The sequence below is a fragment of the Paenibacillus sp. B-A-8 genome (genome assembly GCF_048572915.1).
Taxonomy (GTDB): Bacteria; Bacillota; Bacilli; order Paenibacillales; family Paenibacillaceae; genus Paenibacillus_AQ.
Map to the genome: position 1 here is coordinate 2,272,440 of NZ_CP183882.1, position 17,094 is coordinate 2,289,533.

8 protein-coding genes are annotated in these 17,094 nt (G+C 42.9%); 7 read left to right on the forward strand and 1 reads right to left on the reverse strand.

Translation table 11 applies throughout. From position 1 onward, the window contains the following. Window positions 1–35: 35 nt before the first annotated feature. Window positions 36–485, reverse strand: a complete 450-nt coding sequence (locus tag ACN6MV_RS09775; protein ID WP_419886236.1) for a MarR family winged helix-turn-helix transcriptional regulator — start codon at window positions 483–485, stop codon at window positions 36–38. Between the two features lie 135 nt (window positions 486–620). Here ACN6MV_RS09775 and ACN6MV_RS09780 point away from each other — a divergent pair, with 135 nt between their 5' ends. The 7 genes from ACN6MV_RS09780 (at window position 621) to ACN6MV_RS09810 (ending at window position 17,093) form a co-directional block, all read left to right on the forward strand. Next, entirely contained in the window at window positions 621–1,490 is an 870-nt protein-coding gene (locus ACN6MV_RS09780) for an SDR family NAD(P)-dependent oxidoreductase (RefSeq protein ID WP_419886735.1), read from the forward strand. Between the two features lie 255 nt (window positions 1,491–1,745). Then, entirely contained in the window at window positions 1,746–3,545 is a 1,800-nt protein-coding gene (locus ACN6MV_RS09785; protein ID WP_419886237.1) for a cache domain-containing sensor histidine kinase, read from the forward strand. Window positions 3,546–3,784: 239 nt separating this feature from the next. Continuing rightward, window positions 3,785–4,960 (forward strand): ABC transporter substrate-binding protein, encoded by a 1,176-nt coding sequence (locus tag ACN6MV_RS09790; protein ID WP_419886238.1) that lies wholly within the window; start codon window positions 3,785–3,787, stop codon window positions 4,958–4,960. 27 nt (window positions 4,961–4,987) lie between these two features. After that, complete coding sequence (locus ACN6MV_RS09795) at window positions 4,988–6,622, forward strand: response regulator transcription factor (RefSeq protein ID WP_419886239.1); 1,635 nt, start codon at window positions 4,988–4,990, stop codon at window positions 6,620–6,622. 99 nt (window positions 6,623–6,721) lie between these two features. Beyond that, window positions 6,722–7,735, forward strand: coding sequence for an S-layer homology domain-containing protein (locus tag ACN6MV_RS09800; protein ID WP_052414536.1), 1,014 nt, complete (start codon window positions 6,722–6,724; stop codon window positions 7,733–7,735). Between the two features lie 143 nt (window positions 7,736–7,878). Further along, window positions 7,879–13,035 (forward strand): endo-alpha-N-acetylgalactosaminidase family protein, encoded by a 5,157-nt coding sequence (locus ACN6MV_RS09805; RefSeq protein WP_419886240.1) that lies wholly within the window; start codon window positions 7,879–7,881, stop codon window positions 13,033–13,035. An 89-nt stretch (window positions 13,036–13,124) separates the two neighbouring features. Then, window positions 13,125–17,093, forward strand: a complete 3,969-nt coding sequence (locus ACN6MV_RS09810) for a family 20 glycosylhydrolase (RefSeq protein WP_419886241.1) — start codon at window positions 13,125–13,127, stop codon at window positions 17,091–17,093. Window position 17,094 lies beyond the last annotated feature (1 nt).

Sequence of the window (17,094 nt, forward strand, 5' to 3'; positions counted from 1 at the left end):
CAAATGAAATTTAACTTCAGAGCACAGTAAGGCGGCTAAAATCCATTGAATTCCTTAAGCATTTGGGTAAAGGTTTCAAGCTGCTGATTATCCCATTGCGCTATGCGCTCATAAAATACGAACTCCTTATCCTGCAGCGCATGATAGGTTTTTTGTCGTCCAAGATCTGTGAGCGTAAGAAGGATAGCTCGACGATCCTTAGGAGAGTCTTCCCTTGTAACATACCCTAAATTCTCAAGCTGTTTGAGAAGACGACTGACCGAACTACGATCCATAGCTGTTGCTTCCGCCAAAGCAGAGGCGCTAGTCGGACCATAGGAATATAGCCAACGGACGATATGGAAAGCTGCAGGTTGTATAGAGGAATCGAAAGAGGCAGTAGTTCTGACATTAAGCGCATGCGCGGCGCTAATAAGGGCATTCATTTGTTCACCGAGACTTAGCTCCAGTTGTCCTCTTAACGTATCTTTGCGTTCGACATTCATTGTTTTAACCACCTAACCTAGATTTTTATGAAAAAGTTTCCTATTTTTAATTAGTTGACATATATCAATCATCTGCATATAGTTGACATATATCAATTATATATTTTCGACAATTTGTTGTAAAGGAGAATGAAGATGATGACAGAGCCGATTATTGTAATTACTGGAGCTACAAGCGGGTTGGGACAACGCGTTGCCATTGAAATGGCAACGCGTGGGGCTCATCTTGTTCTCACGGCAAGGAGTAAAAGTCGCGCGGAAGCTACTGAGAAATTGATAAGGGAAAGCGTACCTGCTGCCGAAATAAATTTTTTCTACGGGGATTTATCCTTATTGAGGGATGTCAGCCGTTTAGGGCAAGAAATATCTGATGCATATCCGAAGATAGACGTGTTATTAAATAACGCAGGACTTCATGCTTTTGAACAGAGGATCACTTCTGAAGGTTTATCAGAAATGATGGCCGTGAATTATTTTGCCCCATGGATATTGACTCATACTTTACAGCATTCATTGAAGGCAGCGGGAAGTGCGAGAATTATAAATGTAGCTTCTGAAGCTTCACGCAATCATGGAGAACTTAAGCTTCCTGAGGATTTGATAAATACATCAGATTTTTCGGCTAGAGGTTCGTCAGAGATCTATGGAAAAACTAAGCTGCTTAATATCATGTTTACCGCTGAACTTGCTCGCCAATTCAAAGGGACCGGAGTTATTGTTCACGCATTAAATCCTGGTTTTAATGTAACAGGTTTGGGGCGTGAGTTATGGTTTGCACCTATGCTTGAACGGGTATTGAAATTTCTTCATATTGGGAATCCACGTAAGGGAGCTGATATCATTATTCGTTTAATGATCGATCCAAAATATCAGGAGACCACAGGGGGATATTTTAATGTTGGAACAGGCAATCCAATAGTGCCCGTACATCCAGGTGGAGATAAGGAAATGGAGAATAAATTATGGAATGATACGCGATTAGTAATACATCAGATAACTCAATGACAAAAGGAGCCGATCCTAAAGTAGAGCTTTCTACAATAGTGTCGGCTCTTTTTTTTTTTGAATCAGCTCGTAAGCGATGTCGAAAGATGAAAATAAACTCGGATTTATTTCTGAAGTAATTTCGAATGTGTAACATTCTGGGTACTTTTGTCGCCATGCAGGAAGTAGAACAAATTTAAGGGAATATGTTCTTCAATATTCATGGTGAGGTGGAAGTGAGCGTTTATAAGTTATCTTATAAAGGGGAGGGAACTTATGAGAAAAAATTGGCGGATGTCTAGCACATTAAGGCTTTTTTTTATACTTGTAGTCATTCTGCCGATCATCTTATTCTCCATCATTATTCTAAATATTTATAAGCGAGATATTCTTCAGCAGAATACATCAAGATCTCAGCAAACGGCTCAAGCAATCTCTTATTCCGTTAGTCAGGAAATTAGGAGGTTGACGGGTCTATTTGCTTCGATTGGTATGGACAAGGATGTGATGGCAAAGCTTTATGAAATCAATCAAAAGATCGGAGTCCAGAAACAGCAGGCTTATTATGAGCTAAAGGTCTTAATAGAGAAGTACACGGCATCCATCTCAGGACGTGTGCTGTCGGTGAACTTCCTTTTTAAAGATCATAATTCTTATTCGTACTTAAAGAACTTGAATTTGGATGATTCTTATTTTCGGCAGAAAACGTGGTATGAGCAGGTGCTGAATAATCCCGATAGCGTTCATTTTCTAGGGATGATGCCTAATATTTTATATGGTAACTATAATCCTTACAATATGGTTGCTGCCTTATCTCCCAGTGTAATCAATCCTTTATCCAAGCTAGAAATGATTCTTTTTACCTTTGAAAGCAGTGCTTTTGATCATATTTTGCAGTCACGAGATAATACGGAATCCAGCCTTTACATCATCACCGAGGAAGGTCAAATTATCTCATCCAATACCCTTGCCTCAAGAGGAGGGGAATTCCAAATGCACTGGTTCGAGAATCGTGGGCCAGAGGAAAAAGGGTACGTTGTGGATGTTAACGGTGAAGATAGAAATCTGATAACCTACGCCAAGATTGAGCAGACCGGATGGTGGCTTGTGCAGTCTATTCCATATGCTGATCTAACAGCCAATTACCTTAGTGTGAATTATATCGTCTGGGTCTTTGCATTGATGATCATCTTAGCATTTATACTTGTTTCATTTTACTTTGTATCGAATGTTACTAAACCGCTCAATGAGCTTCTTCGGCAAATGGATCTAGTTACTGAAGGGGATTTAAACGCTAAATTTATGAGAACCGGTAGCCTGGAGTTAATTAAGCTTGGGCATTCTTTTAATCACATGACGGAGCGTATTCAGGATCTGTTGCGTGATCACGAAAGACAAGAAATGGAGAAGAGAATGGCAGAGTTTGCAGCACTTCAGTCGCAGATTAATCCACATTTTTTAATCAATACGCTTAATTCAATCAAGTTTATGGCTTTAATCAGTAAAGCAGATAACATACGGAATATGACACATGCGCTAACTCGTCTTCTGGCTTCTTCTTTTAATCGAGGTGGAATACTGACTAGGATTGATGAGGAAATAGATCATTTAAAGCATTATTTGTATATCATGGAGATTCGTTTTGGTAGACCGATTCAAACGAGATGGGAAGTAGATGAGGATTTAGCGGGTTATTATCTATTGAAATTGCTATTACAACCTATTTTAGAAAACAGTATTATTCATGGACTAAAAAATGTTGACTACCCTGGTATCATTCAGATCATAGTGACCAAACAAGCGGAAGATCTTCTGATAACCATAGCCGATAATGGTGTAGGTATGTTGGATATGGATGCTCAGGAGTATGACAGTGAGGGGATACGTCATCAGCTTTCTTTCAGTGGTATGGGAAACAGTAATGTTAATAAGCGAATCCAGCTGCATTATGGGGCGCGTTACGGTTTAAAGTACGAGAAGAATAAACCTCAGGGTACGATAGTGTCGATAAGACTGCCGTTAATTGACACCCCGGAGGAAGAGATACAGGATCAATGGTTAGGCGAAGGAGGATGAAGAAAAATGCTGCAGAGGATCATAAAAGATCATAGTCCAGAGGGAAAACATCATTCATGTGTGACTTCAGAGGAGGTATGATGGTATAAACTTTTTTTCGAAGGCTGTGATTAGTAAACGTGAAAATAATACTCCGTGTGTCCTTGATTGGAATCATTTCTCTTATTTTTATAGGCGGCTTCTTCTCTTTAAGTAAGTTCATGCCCAAAGGAGGGGCCATAGAACAGGAACAGGGAAAGGTGAATCAGGATCAACCGATTAAAATAAAATTCGGCATGTGGGAAACGAAGACGGATATCAAATTTTGGACGGAAAAGGTAAGAGATTACTCTAAAATTAAGCCCAATGTAACGGTTGAGGTTGAGACGATTCCCGATAATAGCGGTCAGTATTTAAAGGTTCGTTTAGCAGCAAATGATTTACCGGATATTTTTTATCTGAAGCCAGATGACCTGCTCACTTACAAAGCAGTACTTCTTCCGCTGGATGGATTAACCGCAGCAAAAAACAATAAATATCCCGCTAAACTAGATCATTCTATTCTTGGTTTACCTCTTGTATCATTCTCTGAATATGTATACTTCCATCCAAGTATATTTCAAGAGGTCGGTGTAGAGATTCCACAAACGATAGACGAATTTATGGACGTAATGATGAAGATTAAAGCGCATGGCAAATATATTCCGATTGCAATTGGCGGGAAAGATGATTGGACGTTCTATCCTTTCACGGAGTTCGGGCCGCCTCTCTTATCCAAGGATGAGAATTATTTATCCTCAATCGCACAGACGAATCGTCCTTTCGGAAAAGGTTCTCCATTCGAGAAGGCAGCAGTGATGATCAAGAAAATAGCAGAGAATGAACTTGCCGGACCCGATGCGCTTAGTATCGGTGTGGATCAGGCTACTCAACTGTTTCAGAATAATAAAGCGGCCATGCTTGCACTGGGTCAGTGGTACCTTAGAGATCATTTGTCCAAAATGAAAGATGATAAAGATTTAGATGCATTCACAATGCCCTGGAGAGAGACAACTTCAGAGCGTTTGCAGGCAATCACTATGCCAGATCAATATATGGCCATTAATAAAAATTCAAACAATACGGAAGAAGTTAAAGCATTCTTGGAATGGGTATTTAGCCGGGATGTATACCAAGTGTATATTAATTATTCGCAAAATTCATCGACAGTGATCAATATCGAATCGTTCCTGCCTTTCTTCAACAATGTTAAAGAGAATCACCCCTTTGAACCGTTTATGTACCTGGGGATCGATGAGAAGTTTGAAAAAGTGAAAAATGCTATCCAGTTCGATGAAAAGAAGGCTGCACAAGAAATATTCTCAGGTGCTGACGTGTCCGATATTCAAGAGAAACTTAATGATGATTGGGAGAGAGCGGTTCAGGCTTTGAAGTAGTCCTATAGATCAATTATGGAGGGATTTATGATGAAATTTAAAGCTCTCATTGTTGATGATGAACCATTAGCTAGGTTAGCCCTTCGGGAGTATATATCCATCGCTTCGAACGATTTTGAGATTGCAGGGGAAGCAGGAGATGGCAAGGAGGCATTAAGTATGCTGAAAAGCCATCAGGATGTGGATCTAGTTCTGGCGGATATTCAGATGCCTAATATGAATGGAGTAGAACTGCTCGAAGCACTAAATAACACTACCTTTTCGAATCAACCGCTAACCATCATGTTAAGTGCGTATGGAGATTATTCTTTTGTAAGGGATTCCTTTGTGCTCGGTGCCTTTGATTACATTGTTAAAGCGAAGTTAGATGAATCCTATATTGCACCGGTCCTGACTAAGACTGTGGATGAATTGAAACGGCGGCAGAGCTCCTCAAGATCAGAATCAACCTTAGAGGACGTAGAAACCTCGATCTGTTCAGTTCTGCACCGGCTCTGCTTAGCAGATTCCTTCGAATCAACGAATGATGAGGCAGTTTCTTCTTCGTTGGAGCTTGTGCGAAAGCATATGGGGGAGAAGAATCTGGAGGTTGCGCTTATTAGGTTATCGGATACCGTTCAGTTTGAAGATTCACACCGTATGATTATGCAGACGATTCGAACGGTAACGAACCGCAGTAGAAATGAAGGGATCTGCAAAGTGTGCAGATATGATGATAGGCATTATGTTTTGTTCTTCTCTTTTCCAGAGCAATGCAGCATCATTGCCATTCGTAGATTGACAGACATCATCTTGTCTGAAGTTAGCATGAGACTAAAGCAATTCATTAATTTGAAGCTGTCTATGGGCATTAGTGATATTGTGGATGGTCACCAGCAGTGGAACCGTTTATTCCGCCAAGCTGAACGATTAGCTGGTTTGAGTTTCTACCAAGGGTACAACCGATTATATTATCCGGAAGCTGAAAGGCGTTCATCTATTAAGGAAAATGATTGGAAGGAAGCATGGTATTTGGGCAGGACCGAAATGCTGAAGTCATTAAGTGATCCGGATTTAACGAAATGGCATGTGGTATATGAACACTGCTGTAACCTGTTGATTCAGCGATACCCTTGTTCTCCTGAGCATATCAAATCAGATGTAGTCGATATGATCTGGGAGGCAAGCGCATTAATTTATCAAAAAGGCGTTTCTTGGGAAAAGCTTCATGATCAACTGCCTTATCCCATTACGGATCATATTTATAAGCAGGAAACCTGGGAGAATACGGTGCATTGGTGCCGACTGTTCTTGGATCAACTGCATCAAAAGCTACATCCGAAAGACCAACCGAAGGAATCTTTCCTTAGCCCTGTTGTCGCTAAAACGAAGGAGCTATTAGAGAAAAACTTTAATGAAGATGTTCACTTGTCGAATATTAGTCAGATTGTCGGTGTAAGCGAGAGCTATTTAAGTAAACAGTTTTCCAAAGAAATAGGTGTTAATTTCATTCAGTTTCTGACGAATCTACGAATCGAGAAGGCTAAAAAGGGGCTGGAGAGCGGAATGAAAATATATGAGGTATCTGAGCAAGTGGGGTACGTTAATCCAGAACATTTCAGTCGTATTTTTAAAAAAATTACAGGAATTAGTCCCTTAGCTTATCGCAGAGAGAAAGAATAACAAAAATAATCAATGTTGAACAAAATAAATCATGTGTATCCGATTTCAAAATCCATATGATAGGGGGGAGTTAAAATTCACGGGTGAAGGGATGTTCTTATGAGACGCAAACGATATACATTCGCACTAATCTGTACGTTATGTTCTTCCTTGTGGTTGAGTACAGTCCATGCTGAAAAAGTCTCTGACTTCGAGATGCAGACATCAGCTACTGAATCTGCTAATTCTACGTTCACCGTTACATTAAAGGGTAAAGATATTCAGGACTTATATGCATACGAGGCTAAATTTAATTTTGACCCGAAAGTACTTGAGATTGTAAAAGCGGAAACGAAGATCAAAGGCTTTTCTGTATCACCAATCGTTAAAAATAACGAAATTACGATAGCCCATACCAAGATCGGAAATGTGAATGGCGAAAAGGGTAACCTGGACATTGCCACGATTACCTTTAAAGCTAAAAAGGCTGGTACAACTGCAGTAAAATGGACCGCATTTAAAGTTCTTGATCGTAATCTGAAAGATCAGGAATTCACCCCGAATCAATCCTCAGTATTCACCAAAATTTTCAGCGATATTGCTGGACATTGGGCGAAGCAAGATATTATGGAAATGGTCACTAAAGGAATTGTTGAAGGTATGGATGCCGACAGCTTTGCCCCGAATAACAACATCACTCGCGCTCAATTCGCAGCTCTTATAGCCAGAGCATTAGATCTTACAGAAGGTTCTGGAAGTAATCCGTTTACGGATGTGAAATCAGGAGTTTGGTATGAAGACACGGTGAAGAAAGCTTATGCAGCCGGAATTATTAGCGGTTTGTCCAAGACGAAGTTTGCTCCGGAAAAAAGCATTACCCGTGAAGAAATGACAACGATGCTGATGCGAGCGAAAGCTTATGCTTCCGGCGTAAAGGTCGATAGTATGGCCTCAGATTCTACTACTGCATTTAAAGATGATAATAAAATAAGCCCGTGGGCTAAAGCATCGGTGGGATTTGCCTTGAAATCGGGATTAATGAAAGGTAGAACTCAGACTACATTTGCACCAAAAGAATCTGCCACAAGAGCGGAATCAGCTGCTGTGATCAAGCGATTGTTAAATTCCAAGTAAAACAATAAAACATATAATGAGACACCTTCTTCTGGAAGGAGGGCTCATTATGGCCTTGTTATGTTAAAAATATACAATTAAAGGAAATATGTGAATTGATATTGTTCATTCTACTTATATTTTAGTGAAAAGAGGTCGTAGAGATGAGAAAACGTTACAAAGCGTTTAGCTTGCTATTGACGTTGTTGCTAGGGGTACAGATTGGTTTGCCGTCGGTAGCCGTATTCGCAGCACAAGAGTCGGACGTGTATTTCAAAGACTACAATGATGGTAACATCAGCGGATGGACACCAGCTAAGGGGACGACCACTTTTTCGGCAGATCAAGGTGCTGTTAAGGCGGTGACACAAGGTGCTGTTATTATTGCAGACCAAGAATCACCTCAGGTTGCCAATGCTGAATATGAGGTGAAGTTAAAATTTAATCAGGTTGCAACACGATTTGGATTGGTCTACCGATTCGTCGATAGTAATAATTACAATGTTATTCAGTATGATGCAGGCACCTGGGGCTGGGATGCAATGAAGGGTGGGGCGGAAACGTATGGCAATATTACGGCCCCTAGTTTTACCTTTGCTGCCGGTCAAGTGTATACTCTCAAATTGCGGTATGAGAAAGATAGCGTGAATTTATCAATTGATGGAAATAACGTGCTTACGACGAGTCTTCCCTCCATTTCAACTAGTGCAGGGAAGATTGGACTTCGCAGCTGGTACGATAACAAGACGATATGGATTGACGATGTGAAGGTAGCTCCAATTGTATCGACTGATCCTGTTCCTAAGCCGATTACGATTACAGAAGTCTTAAGCTCGAATACCATGAAGGTTGAAATCGATAAGGAATTCCCGCGGGTTAAACAATATACATGGTTGGACAGCGGTGCTGAAATGTACGGACAGTTAAATGGATTTAATGAATTAAAAATCAACGAGAAATCTTATTTCCCTGTCGCTTCTGGTTTTAGTAAGAAAGCAGCAGATTCTACTCATGGTGAGACTGCAACCTACACGCTTCAGATCCCGGAAATAAAAGTGAACCTCAAAGTTGAAATGGAAGTCCAGGATAACATTCTACATTTCAAGGTGGCCAGCATCGAAGAGAATGGTACCGAAAAAGTGAAGACGATTGGATTCCCTAATCATGATCTTGTCTCTGTAATTGGAACCCAGCCTGCAGCGCAGGAAACGGCTGTTAAGATAACTGGTGGCTGGAACATTGTCCAGGATGAATTTACCGACCTTAAGACAGGGGCAGCAGACGTGAGTGGTGGCCGTACGTATGCATTCGTTAACTCCGACGTCTTAGCTGCGAGTGTAATCACCAATGTAGTAAACGGTTTTGATAAGGTTCGTGTTAAGGTAGGCGATGATACAGCGCTCCATACGAAGAAGGCAACATTATCAGGAGGCTCATGGGTTTATCGTGGGAGTACCGTGCTCGATCCGGAGCCTCTGCCTTGGGCTAAGGTTGTCCTGACTCCAGATGCGAATGGTGACCATGTTGTAGACTGGCAAGATGGAGCTATTGCATATCGTCAGAATACAGAGGCTCCAACGGGCAGTGAAATGATTCGTGACAATATTTCCTATATCAGCATGAACATTGGTTCAACTACAACTTCTCCGTTCTTGCGTGCTTTTGATAATGCGAAGAAAATCTCTAATCTCACGGATGGCTTTGGACAACTGATTCTGTTCAAAGGATACCAAGCGGAAGGACATGATGACTCTCACCCAGATTACGGCGGTCATATTGGTATTCGTCAGGGTGGTAAGAAGGACTTCAATTATATCTTGAGCGAAGGGAAGAAATACAATATCCGCGGCGGTGTACACATTAACGCAACGGAATACGCGCTGGATGCTTTCGGTACTAAAATGGAAAATATGAATCAGCCTTTAAGCAAAGGCTGGGGCTGGCTCGATCAGACATTCTATGTAAACAAAACCAAGGACGTGGAATCCGGTGAATTAAAAAGACGTCTGGATATGCTGAAAAGCGATACAGGCGATAACCTTTCCTTTGTATATGTAGATGTATATGACGGTGCCGACTACAATGCGAAGAAACTAGCAGATTATATCAACGGTAACGGCTGGATGCTCGGTACAGAATTTGCTGGACCGCTGTTTGAGCAGGCCTCTTGGGTTCACTGGGGAACGGATCCGGGGTACCCTAACCAAGGCGACGATAGTAAGGTTACCCGTTTCCTACGGAATCAATCGCTGGACGGCTTCTTAACCACTCCTTTGCTGAAAGGGAATAAACAGGTAGGCGTAGGGTACTGGCAGAACAGTGCACCCTTCTACAGCTACCAATCAACAAGCGCGGCATTCTTCAACCACAATCTACCGACAAAATATATGCAGCATTTTCCGATCATTAAGATGACTGATAACCGCATCGATTTTGAGAAGAATGTTGTAGTTGAACGTAAGCAGGACGGTAAGATCCATTTAAGCAAGGATGGTCGTGAAATCGCCATCATGACAGATAGCAGTAACATTAGTGACAGTACGGTCTTTATTCCATGGAGTCCTGAGACAGAAGATAAAATCTATCACTGGAATCCCGCAGGTGGTCAAACGACTTGGAGTCTTCCAGAATCATGGAGCAACGTAACGACTGCACAGTTATACAAGCTGACAGATTTGGGACGTGAGCATGTTGGCAGTGTAGAAGTAACTGGAGGGAAAGTCACACTTACAGCGCAGCCGGGGATTGGTTATGCCCTGTATAAGACAACTGCTGCGGAAGAGCCGGAAATGGTATGGGGTGAAGGCAGTTCGGTTAAGGACCCGGGTTTTGACAGCCAAACATTCGGTAACTGGAAGAAATCCTCCACAGCTGCAAGCGATGATCACATTAAATTCGTGAAGAACAGTAACGCCGATGATCAGCTTCAGGTGAAGGGTCCCGGTGATGCAGTAATTCAGCAAGAGATTACCGGACTTACACCTGGCAAGACGTATTCTGCATCGGTCTGGGTGAAAGTGGATGGGAAACGCACCGTGGAAATCGGTGTGAAGCAAGGGGCAGACAAGGTTGTCAATACGCTGGATAACACAGAGCATGGCTTTTTAGCCCAGCAGCACAAATATGTGAGCACGAATTTCCAACGGATTAAGGTTACCTTTGATGCGGTTAGTGAGACAGCCAATTTCTATTTAAATGTAGAAGATGGAAGTTCGACTGTAACCTTTGATGATGTAAGAGTATGGGAAAATCCAACCAAAACTGACGCTGGTAATTCTGTATTGTACGAGGATTTCGAGAACGTGGATGAGGGCTGGGGCCCCTTCGTTTATTCCAAGATAGGTCCTGTCCGTACGCATTTAGTTGAAAAAGGCGACAATCAGATTATGACTTATGTTCTGGATGGTAATTGGTCGCTTAAAACAAATGAAGAAGCAACAGGAGAGTGGCTACGTACATTGCCTCACACGCTCCGAATGAAGGAGGATAACCGCTACCATCTGACCATGGACTACAATTCGGATGAGACGGATATGTACACCGTGGCAGTTCGAGTGAAGGAGAATGGGGTAGTTCGTGATCTGGTTAGTGAGAATTTGATAGAAGGACGTAATACGCTGGATCTGTCTTTTGCAACCGAAGGGGTGAAAGATGCCTATCTGGCCATTATCAAAAACAAGCTGAACAATCAGAAGGAGTTAACCGGTACGCTGGTGGTCGATAACATTCGCGTTGATGATGAAGGTGCGATCGTTCCAGAGGAAGGTGTACTTGTATCGACTATTACTCTATCACCAAATAACATGGATCTGAACAAAGGACAGTCAAGCACCGTTAGCGCTCAGGTTAAACCTGCAAATGCTTATGACCGGACACTGCTCTGGACTTCTGACCATCCGGAAATTGTATCCGTGGATCAGACTGGAAAAGTTACAGCACTTCAAGCCGGTACGGCGGTTATTACTGCTACTGCGAAGGATGCAAGTAAAAAAAGTGCAACAGCGACGATTCATGTGTATATGCCTAACACGCAAATTCCACAATCGCAAATGACTGCAACGGCGAGTAGCTTCCAGCCTGGAGGTGAAGCAAGTCTTGCACTCGATGGAGATATGTCTACAATCTGGCATACGAAATGGACCCCGGCACACTTACCGGAATCTATTACACTGGATCTCGGAGGCAAATATAACATCAATCAATTCAATTATTCACCTAGAGTATCTGGTACCAATGGAACGATTACAAGCTATAACCTGTACACGAGTGTTGACGGAACGAATTTCACACCTATCGCGAATGGAGAATGGAAGAATGATCAGACCACAAAAATGGTTCGCTTTACAACTGTAGAAGCCACACATTTGAGACTTGAGGCTATAGCAGGTGTGGGTAACTTTGCATCTGCTGCAGAACTTAATGTGTTCAAGACGGAGGATGAGGCAGAAGTAGTAAAAGTCACAGGCGTCACTATGGATAAAGAACGGCTGGAAATTAAAGCAGGCAGCACGGGCGAATTAAACGCTGTGATCCAACCTGAGAATGCCACAAACAAAAATGTGGTTTGGAGCAGCAGTGATGAAGCTGTAGCATCCATTGAACAGCAAAACGGTCATACCCTTGTTAAGGGATTGAAGGCAGGCGAAACCGTAATTACGGCAACAACAGTGGACGGGGGTTTCTCTGCAACCAGCCGGGTTATCGTAACGGAAAAAGATGGCGAATTGAAATCGGCTTCCAATTTAACAGCGCCAAGTCAAGTTCAGCCAGGAGAAGTGTTCAAAGTGCAATATGGACTGCGGAATCTGTCTGACCAAATATTTGCGCAGGACATCGCCCTAGAGTATGCCGCGGATGTTATGGATTTCGTTGAGGCGCGATCGTTAATTAGTGGCGTAAGTGTTATTGATTCAATCAACAGCACACCAGGTAAACTTCGCTTTATTGTAGCCAGTGAAGGTGCGGCCCATGGAATTAGTAACAGTGCAGATGTCCTAGAACTAACCTTTAAAGCCAAAGAAGTGAACCAAACGGTCAATGGTGCAATTGCCGTTAAGAGCGCAATCATTTCTGATGATCAGGGCAAGGAAATTTCGGCTTCGATCTCTTCCGTAACTGTAGAGATTGGTAAGAAAGGAACGCAAGGCGACATTAACGGTGACGGCAAAATAACGATCGGTGATTTGGCAATGGTTGCAGCGCAGTATGGCAAGACTACAGCAAGCCCGGATTGGGAGAAAGCGAAGAAAGCGGATATTAACGGTGACGGCAAAGTCGGATTGGAAGATTTGGTTATTGTAGCTCGCAAAATTGTAGAGTAAGCAAGGTCATAGGCCAGGTACATGTGTGAGTAACTAACATGATGTACCTGGTCTTTGTTAAATGTATTTGATTAGTAGGAGGATAAAAGATGAAAAAATGGATATACGCCTTTACAGTTTTTTGTCTAGTGCTTTACTCTACTCCACTACAATTTGCAGCAGCAGCTGAAGCAGTGAACGCTAAACCAAAAGTGATACCCAGTTTACAAGAGTGGACTGGGGGCAGTGGTTCTTTCAAGCTGACTGACAGTTCCAGAATCGTAATCCCCACGAGTGAATGTTTATGTGAACTCCCAGCTACCGCAGAGGTCTTTCAAGAGGATCTTAAAGAATTAACTGGATATGATTTACCAATTGTTCAAAATAAGCCTGCTTCAAAAGGTGACTTCCTGCTTAGGCTCGATAAGTCAGCTGATGAATCAATTGGTAAAGAAGGCTACTACTTTGAAGTTGGCGATTACGTGGAAATACATGCAAACACCGAGACCGGTGTCTTCTATGGAACAAGAACGGCACTGCAAATTTTGGAGCAAGATTCCGAGAAGTCCAGCATTGTAAAAGGGGTAGCGAAAGATTTCCCTAAGTATGGCGAACGCGGTTTTATGCTCGATGTAGGACGTAAATTTTTCACGATTGATTTCCTTAAGGATTACGCCAAATTTATGTCTTATTACAAAATGAATGATTTCCAGCTTCATCTGAATGACAACGAGATTTTTAAAGATAACAGCAGGGAGCATTGGAACAAATATACGGCTTTCCGTTTAGAAAGTACCAAGTACCCGGAATTAACGGCGAAGGATGGGCATTACACCAAGCAGGATATGCGTGAGCTGCAGGACATTGCCAAAATCCGTGGCCTTAACATTACGCCGGAAATTGATACTCCAAGTCATGCCCTTTCGTTCACAAAGGTCAGACCAGATCTGGTTAAGGATAATTTACCTGTCGACCATCTGGATATTACACGTCAGGAAACGGTCGATTTCATTAAGGATGTATGGGACGAATATTTAGATGGGGATTGGTTTGATTCGGAAACGGTTCATTTTGGAGGCGATGAATTCGCACCTAATGACCGGACTACTTTTGAGAAGTATCGCGAGTTTCTGAACACGATGAATGAACACATGAAGAGTAAGGGGAAGAAATCAAGAATGTGGGGCAGCTTGAGTGCATTCCCAGGTACAACGGTTGTTGATAAGGATATTGCCGTAAACGCCTGGAATAACGGATGGCAAGATCCAGTGGCATCGGTGAGAGATGGATTCAAAATTATTAATACGGTTGATTCCACGCTCTACATTGTACCGAAAGCTGGATATTACCATGATTATCTGGATTCACAATGGTTGTTTAATAACTGGGACCCTACGAACTTTGGTGGAAGCACGAAGCTGCAGGAGGGTGATCCGAACCTGCTCGGTGCGATGTTCGGGACTTGGAACGATATGATGGGCAAGAAAGTCAGTGAGGCGGATGTCCACGACCGTGTGAAGAAAGCGATGCCTGTCCTTGCGGAAAAGATGTGGAGAGGCCAATCCACGGACAGCACATTCACCGAGTTCCAGCAGTTGTCAGTGAAGCTAGGCGAGGGTCCTGGAACGAATTTATTACATGAAGTGAATACGGTCGGTGATCTTGTTGTTCATTATCCATTTGAAGACGGGGCGCAGACGGTCTCTGATCAGTCCGGAAATTCTTATGATGCTACATTAGGAAATGGCGTTACTCGAGTGGCTGAAGGTAAGACAGGAAAAAGCGTGCGGTTTGCAGGGGCCACAGATCATATTCAAACACCGCTTTCAATAAAGGGCTTCCCTTGGACGGTCTCCACATGGGTTAAGCTTGATGATCAGCAAGAAGCGGATGAGAAGATTCTGATGGAATCCGAATATGGTGCGCTTAAGCTGAAGCAGAAAGGGACACCAAATGCCGGATTCACCCGAGAGGGCTATGATTACAGCTTTAATGCAGCGATTCCGGTTGGGCGGTGGGTACATGTTGCCTTCAGAGGAGACCTAAATGGAACCTCCCTGTATATTGACGGGGATTTAAAAGGTTCTGTTGCTGTAACGACCATGCTACCTGCGGCTATGATCGGCAGTTCATCCAAAGCATTCACTGGACTATTGGATGAATTTAAGATTTTTAATCGGGTGCTGTCCGGTAAAGAAATTGCAGAGGATGCAGGATCACCTTCTTGGACAATCAATTTAGCTGCTCACAAAACAGCAGTGGCTTCTTCTGTCGAAGTGCCTCAATTCCCGGCTAGTCTTACTGTGGATGAGATTGATACGGGTGCTTCACGCTGGTCCTCTAAATATACCGACAACGAGTGGATCTATGTTGATTTAGGCCAAAGTACAGACATTAGCAAGGTTATTTTCAAGTGGGAAAGTGCTTATGCCAAAGGCTATAAAGTTCAAGTATCGGATAATGCGGAGAATTGGCGGGACGTTTATACGACTAACGCTGGCGTTGGCGGAGTAGAGATTGTCAAATTCCCAACTGAACAAGCGAGATATGTTCGAATGTTAGGAACGAAGCGAGCGGGAACCTATGGTTACTCCATGTATGAATTTGAAGTCTACGCTCCTAACCCAGATGATCCTGTAGAAGTTCCAGCGCCTGTGAGATATTCAGCGAGCTTTGAGAATAACTCACTCGAAGGTTGGGAGCATGTTATCGGTAAAGGTGTCGGACGTATGGAGCTTGTGGAAGCACCTGATCAAGCGGGAGAGCATGCCGTTAAGTTCACCTCGAATAGTGTAAATAATCTGTTTATCGATCAGCAATCTCCGATCATTGGAGATGGTGAGATCGAGTTTAAGATTACACCGCAGAGTGATGTTATCCGAACGGGTGTTATTTTACGCTATGTCAATAATGACGCTTGGGCTTCTATAGGCTTTGATCAAGGGGCTTGGTATTGGGTGAACGCTCAGGATTCCTATGGTTTATTAACCAATGCCCAGGACGCACAGTTGAAAAAAGGTAAGACATCGACCGTAAAAGTGAAGTTTGAAGGGAAACATGTAACGCTGATTGTCAATGGAACGACCTATTTTGAGGCAGTAATTGCACAGATCCCAACAGATGCAGGGAAAATGGGAGCTAGAGTATTTGGTCCATCAGTTACCGTGTTTGATAATTTTATGTACAGCAATAACGTTCCTGAAGTTCCGGTAACCGGTATCAAGCTGGATAAAGCTGAGCTTTCGATGAAGATCGGAGAAACACAAACGTTAAGCGCGACACTTCAACCGGGAAATGCAACGAATAAACTGCTGAATTGGAGCAGCAGCGATGAAGCTGTTGCGACTGTTCAAGTTCAAGGCGGGAAAGCAGTCGTAACTGCGTTAAAGGCAGGAACTGCTGATATTACTGCAACTACCGTATCTGCAGGATATAAAGCGGTGAGTAAGATTACAGTGATTAAGGAGTCTTCAGGTGAAGCAGCAACAAGCTTAGCTGCTCCTCACACCGTTCCATATGGTCAGAACTTTGACATCACGCTAGGCCTTCACAATGTTACAGAGGCGGTGTATGCCCAAGACATCACGATTGAATTCGACGCTTCACTAATGGATTATGTATCCGCTAATGCGTTGGTGGATGGTGTCGGTATCCTTGAGACGAAGAATACGGAAGGCATTGTGCGTCTAATTCTGGCTAGCCAAGGTTCCGGCAGTGCGATTAAAGGGGATGTAGATGTGGCTAAGATTACCCTTAAAGCTAAGGCTCTGACAGAACCCCAACCCGGTCGTATTGCTGTAAAGAGTGCAACGCTGGGTGATAGCTTGGGACAGGAAACGAACGCGGTGCTTTCCTCGGTTCAAGTGGACTTTACAACAGCAACGGATCCTGAACCTTCTAAGGATTTGAATGGTGATGGCAAGGTCAGCATCGGCGATCTGGCTATTGTCGCTGCTAACTACGGAAAGACTTCTGCAGACCCAGATTGGGTTAAAGCGAAACGTGCAGACATCAATGGTGACGGCAAGATCGATCTGACGGACCTGGTGCTTATAGCTAAAGACATTGTTATTGAATAAA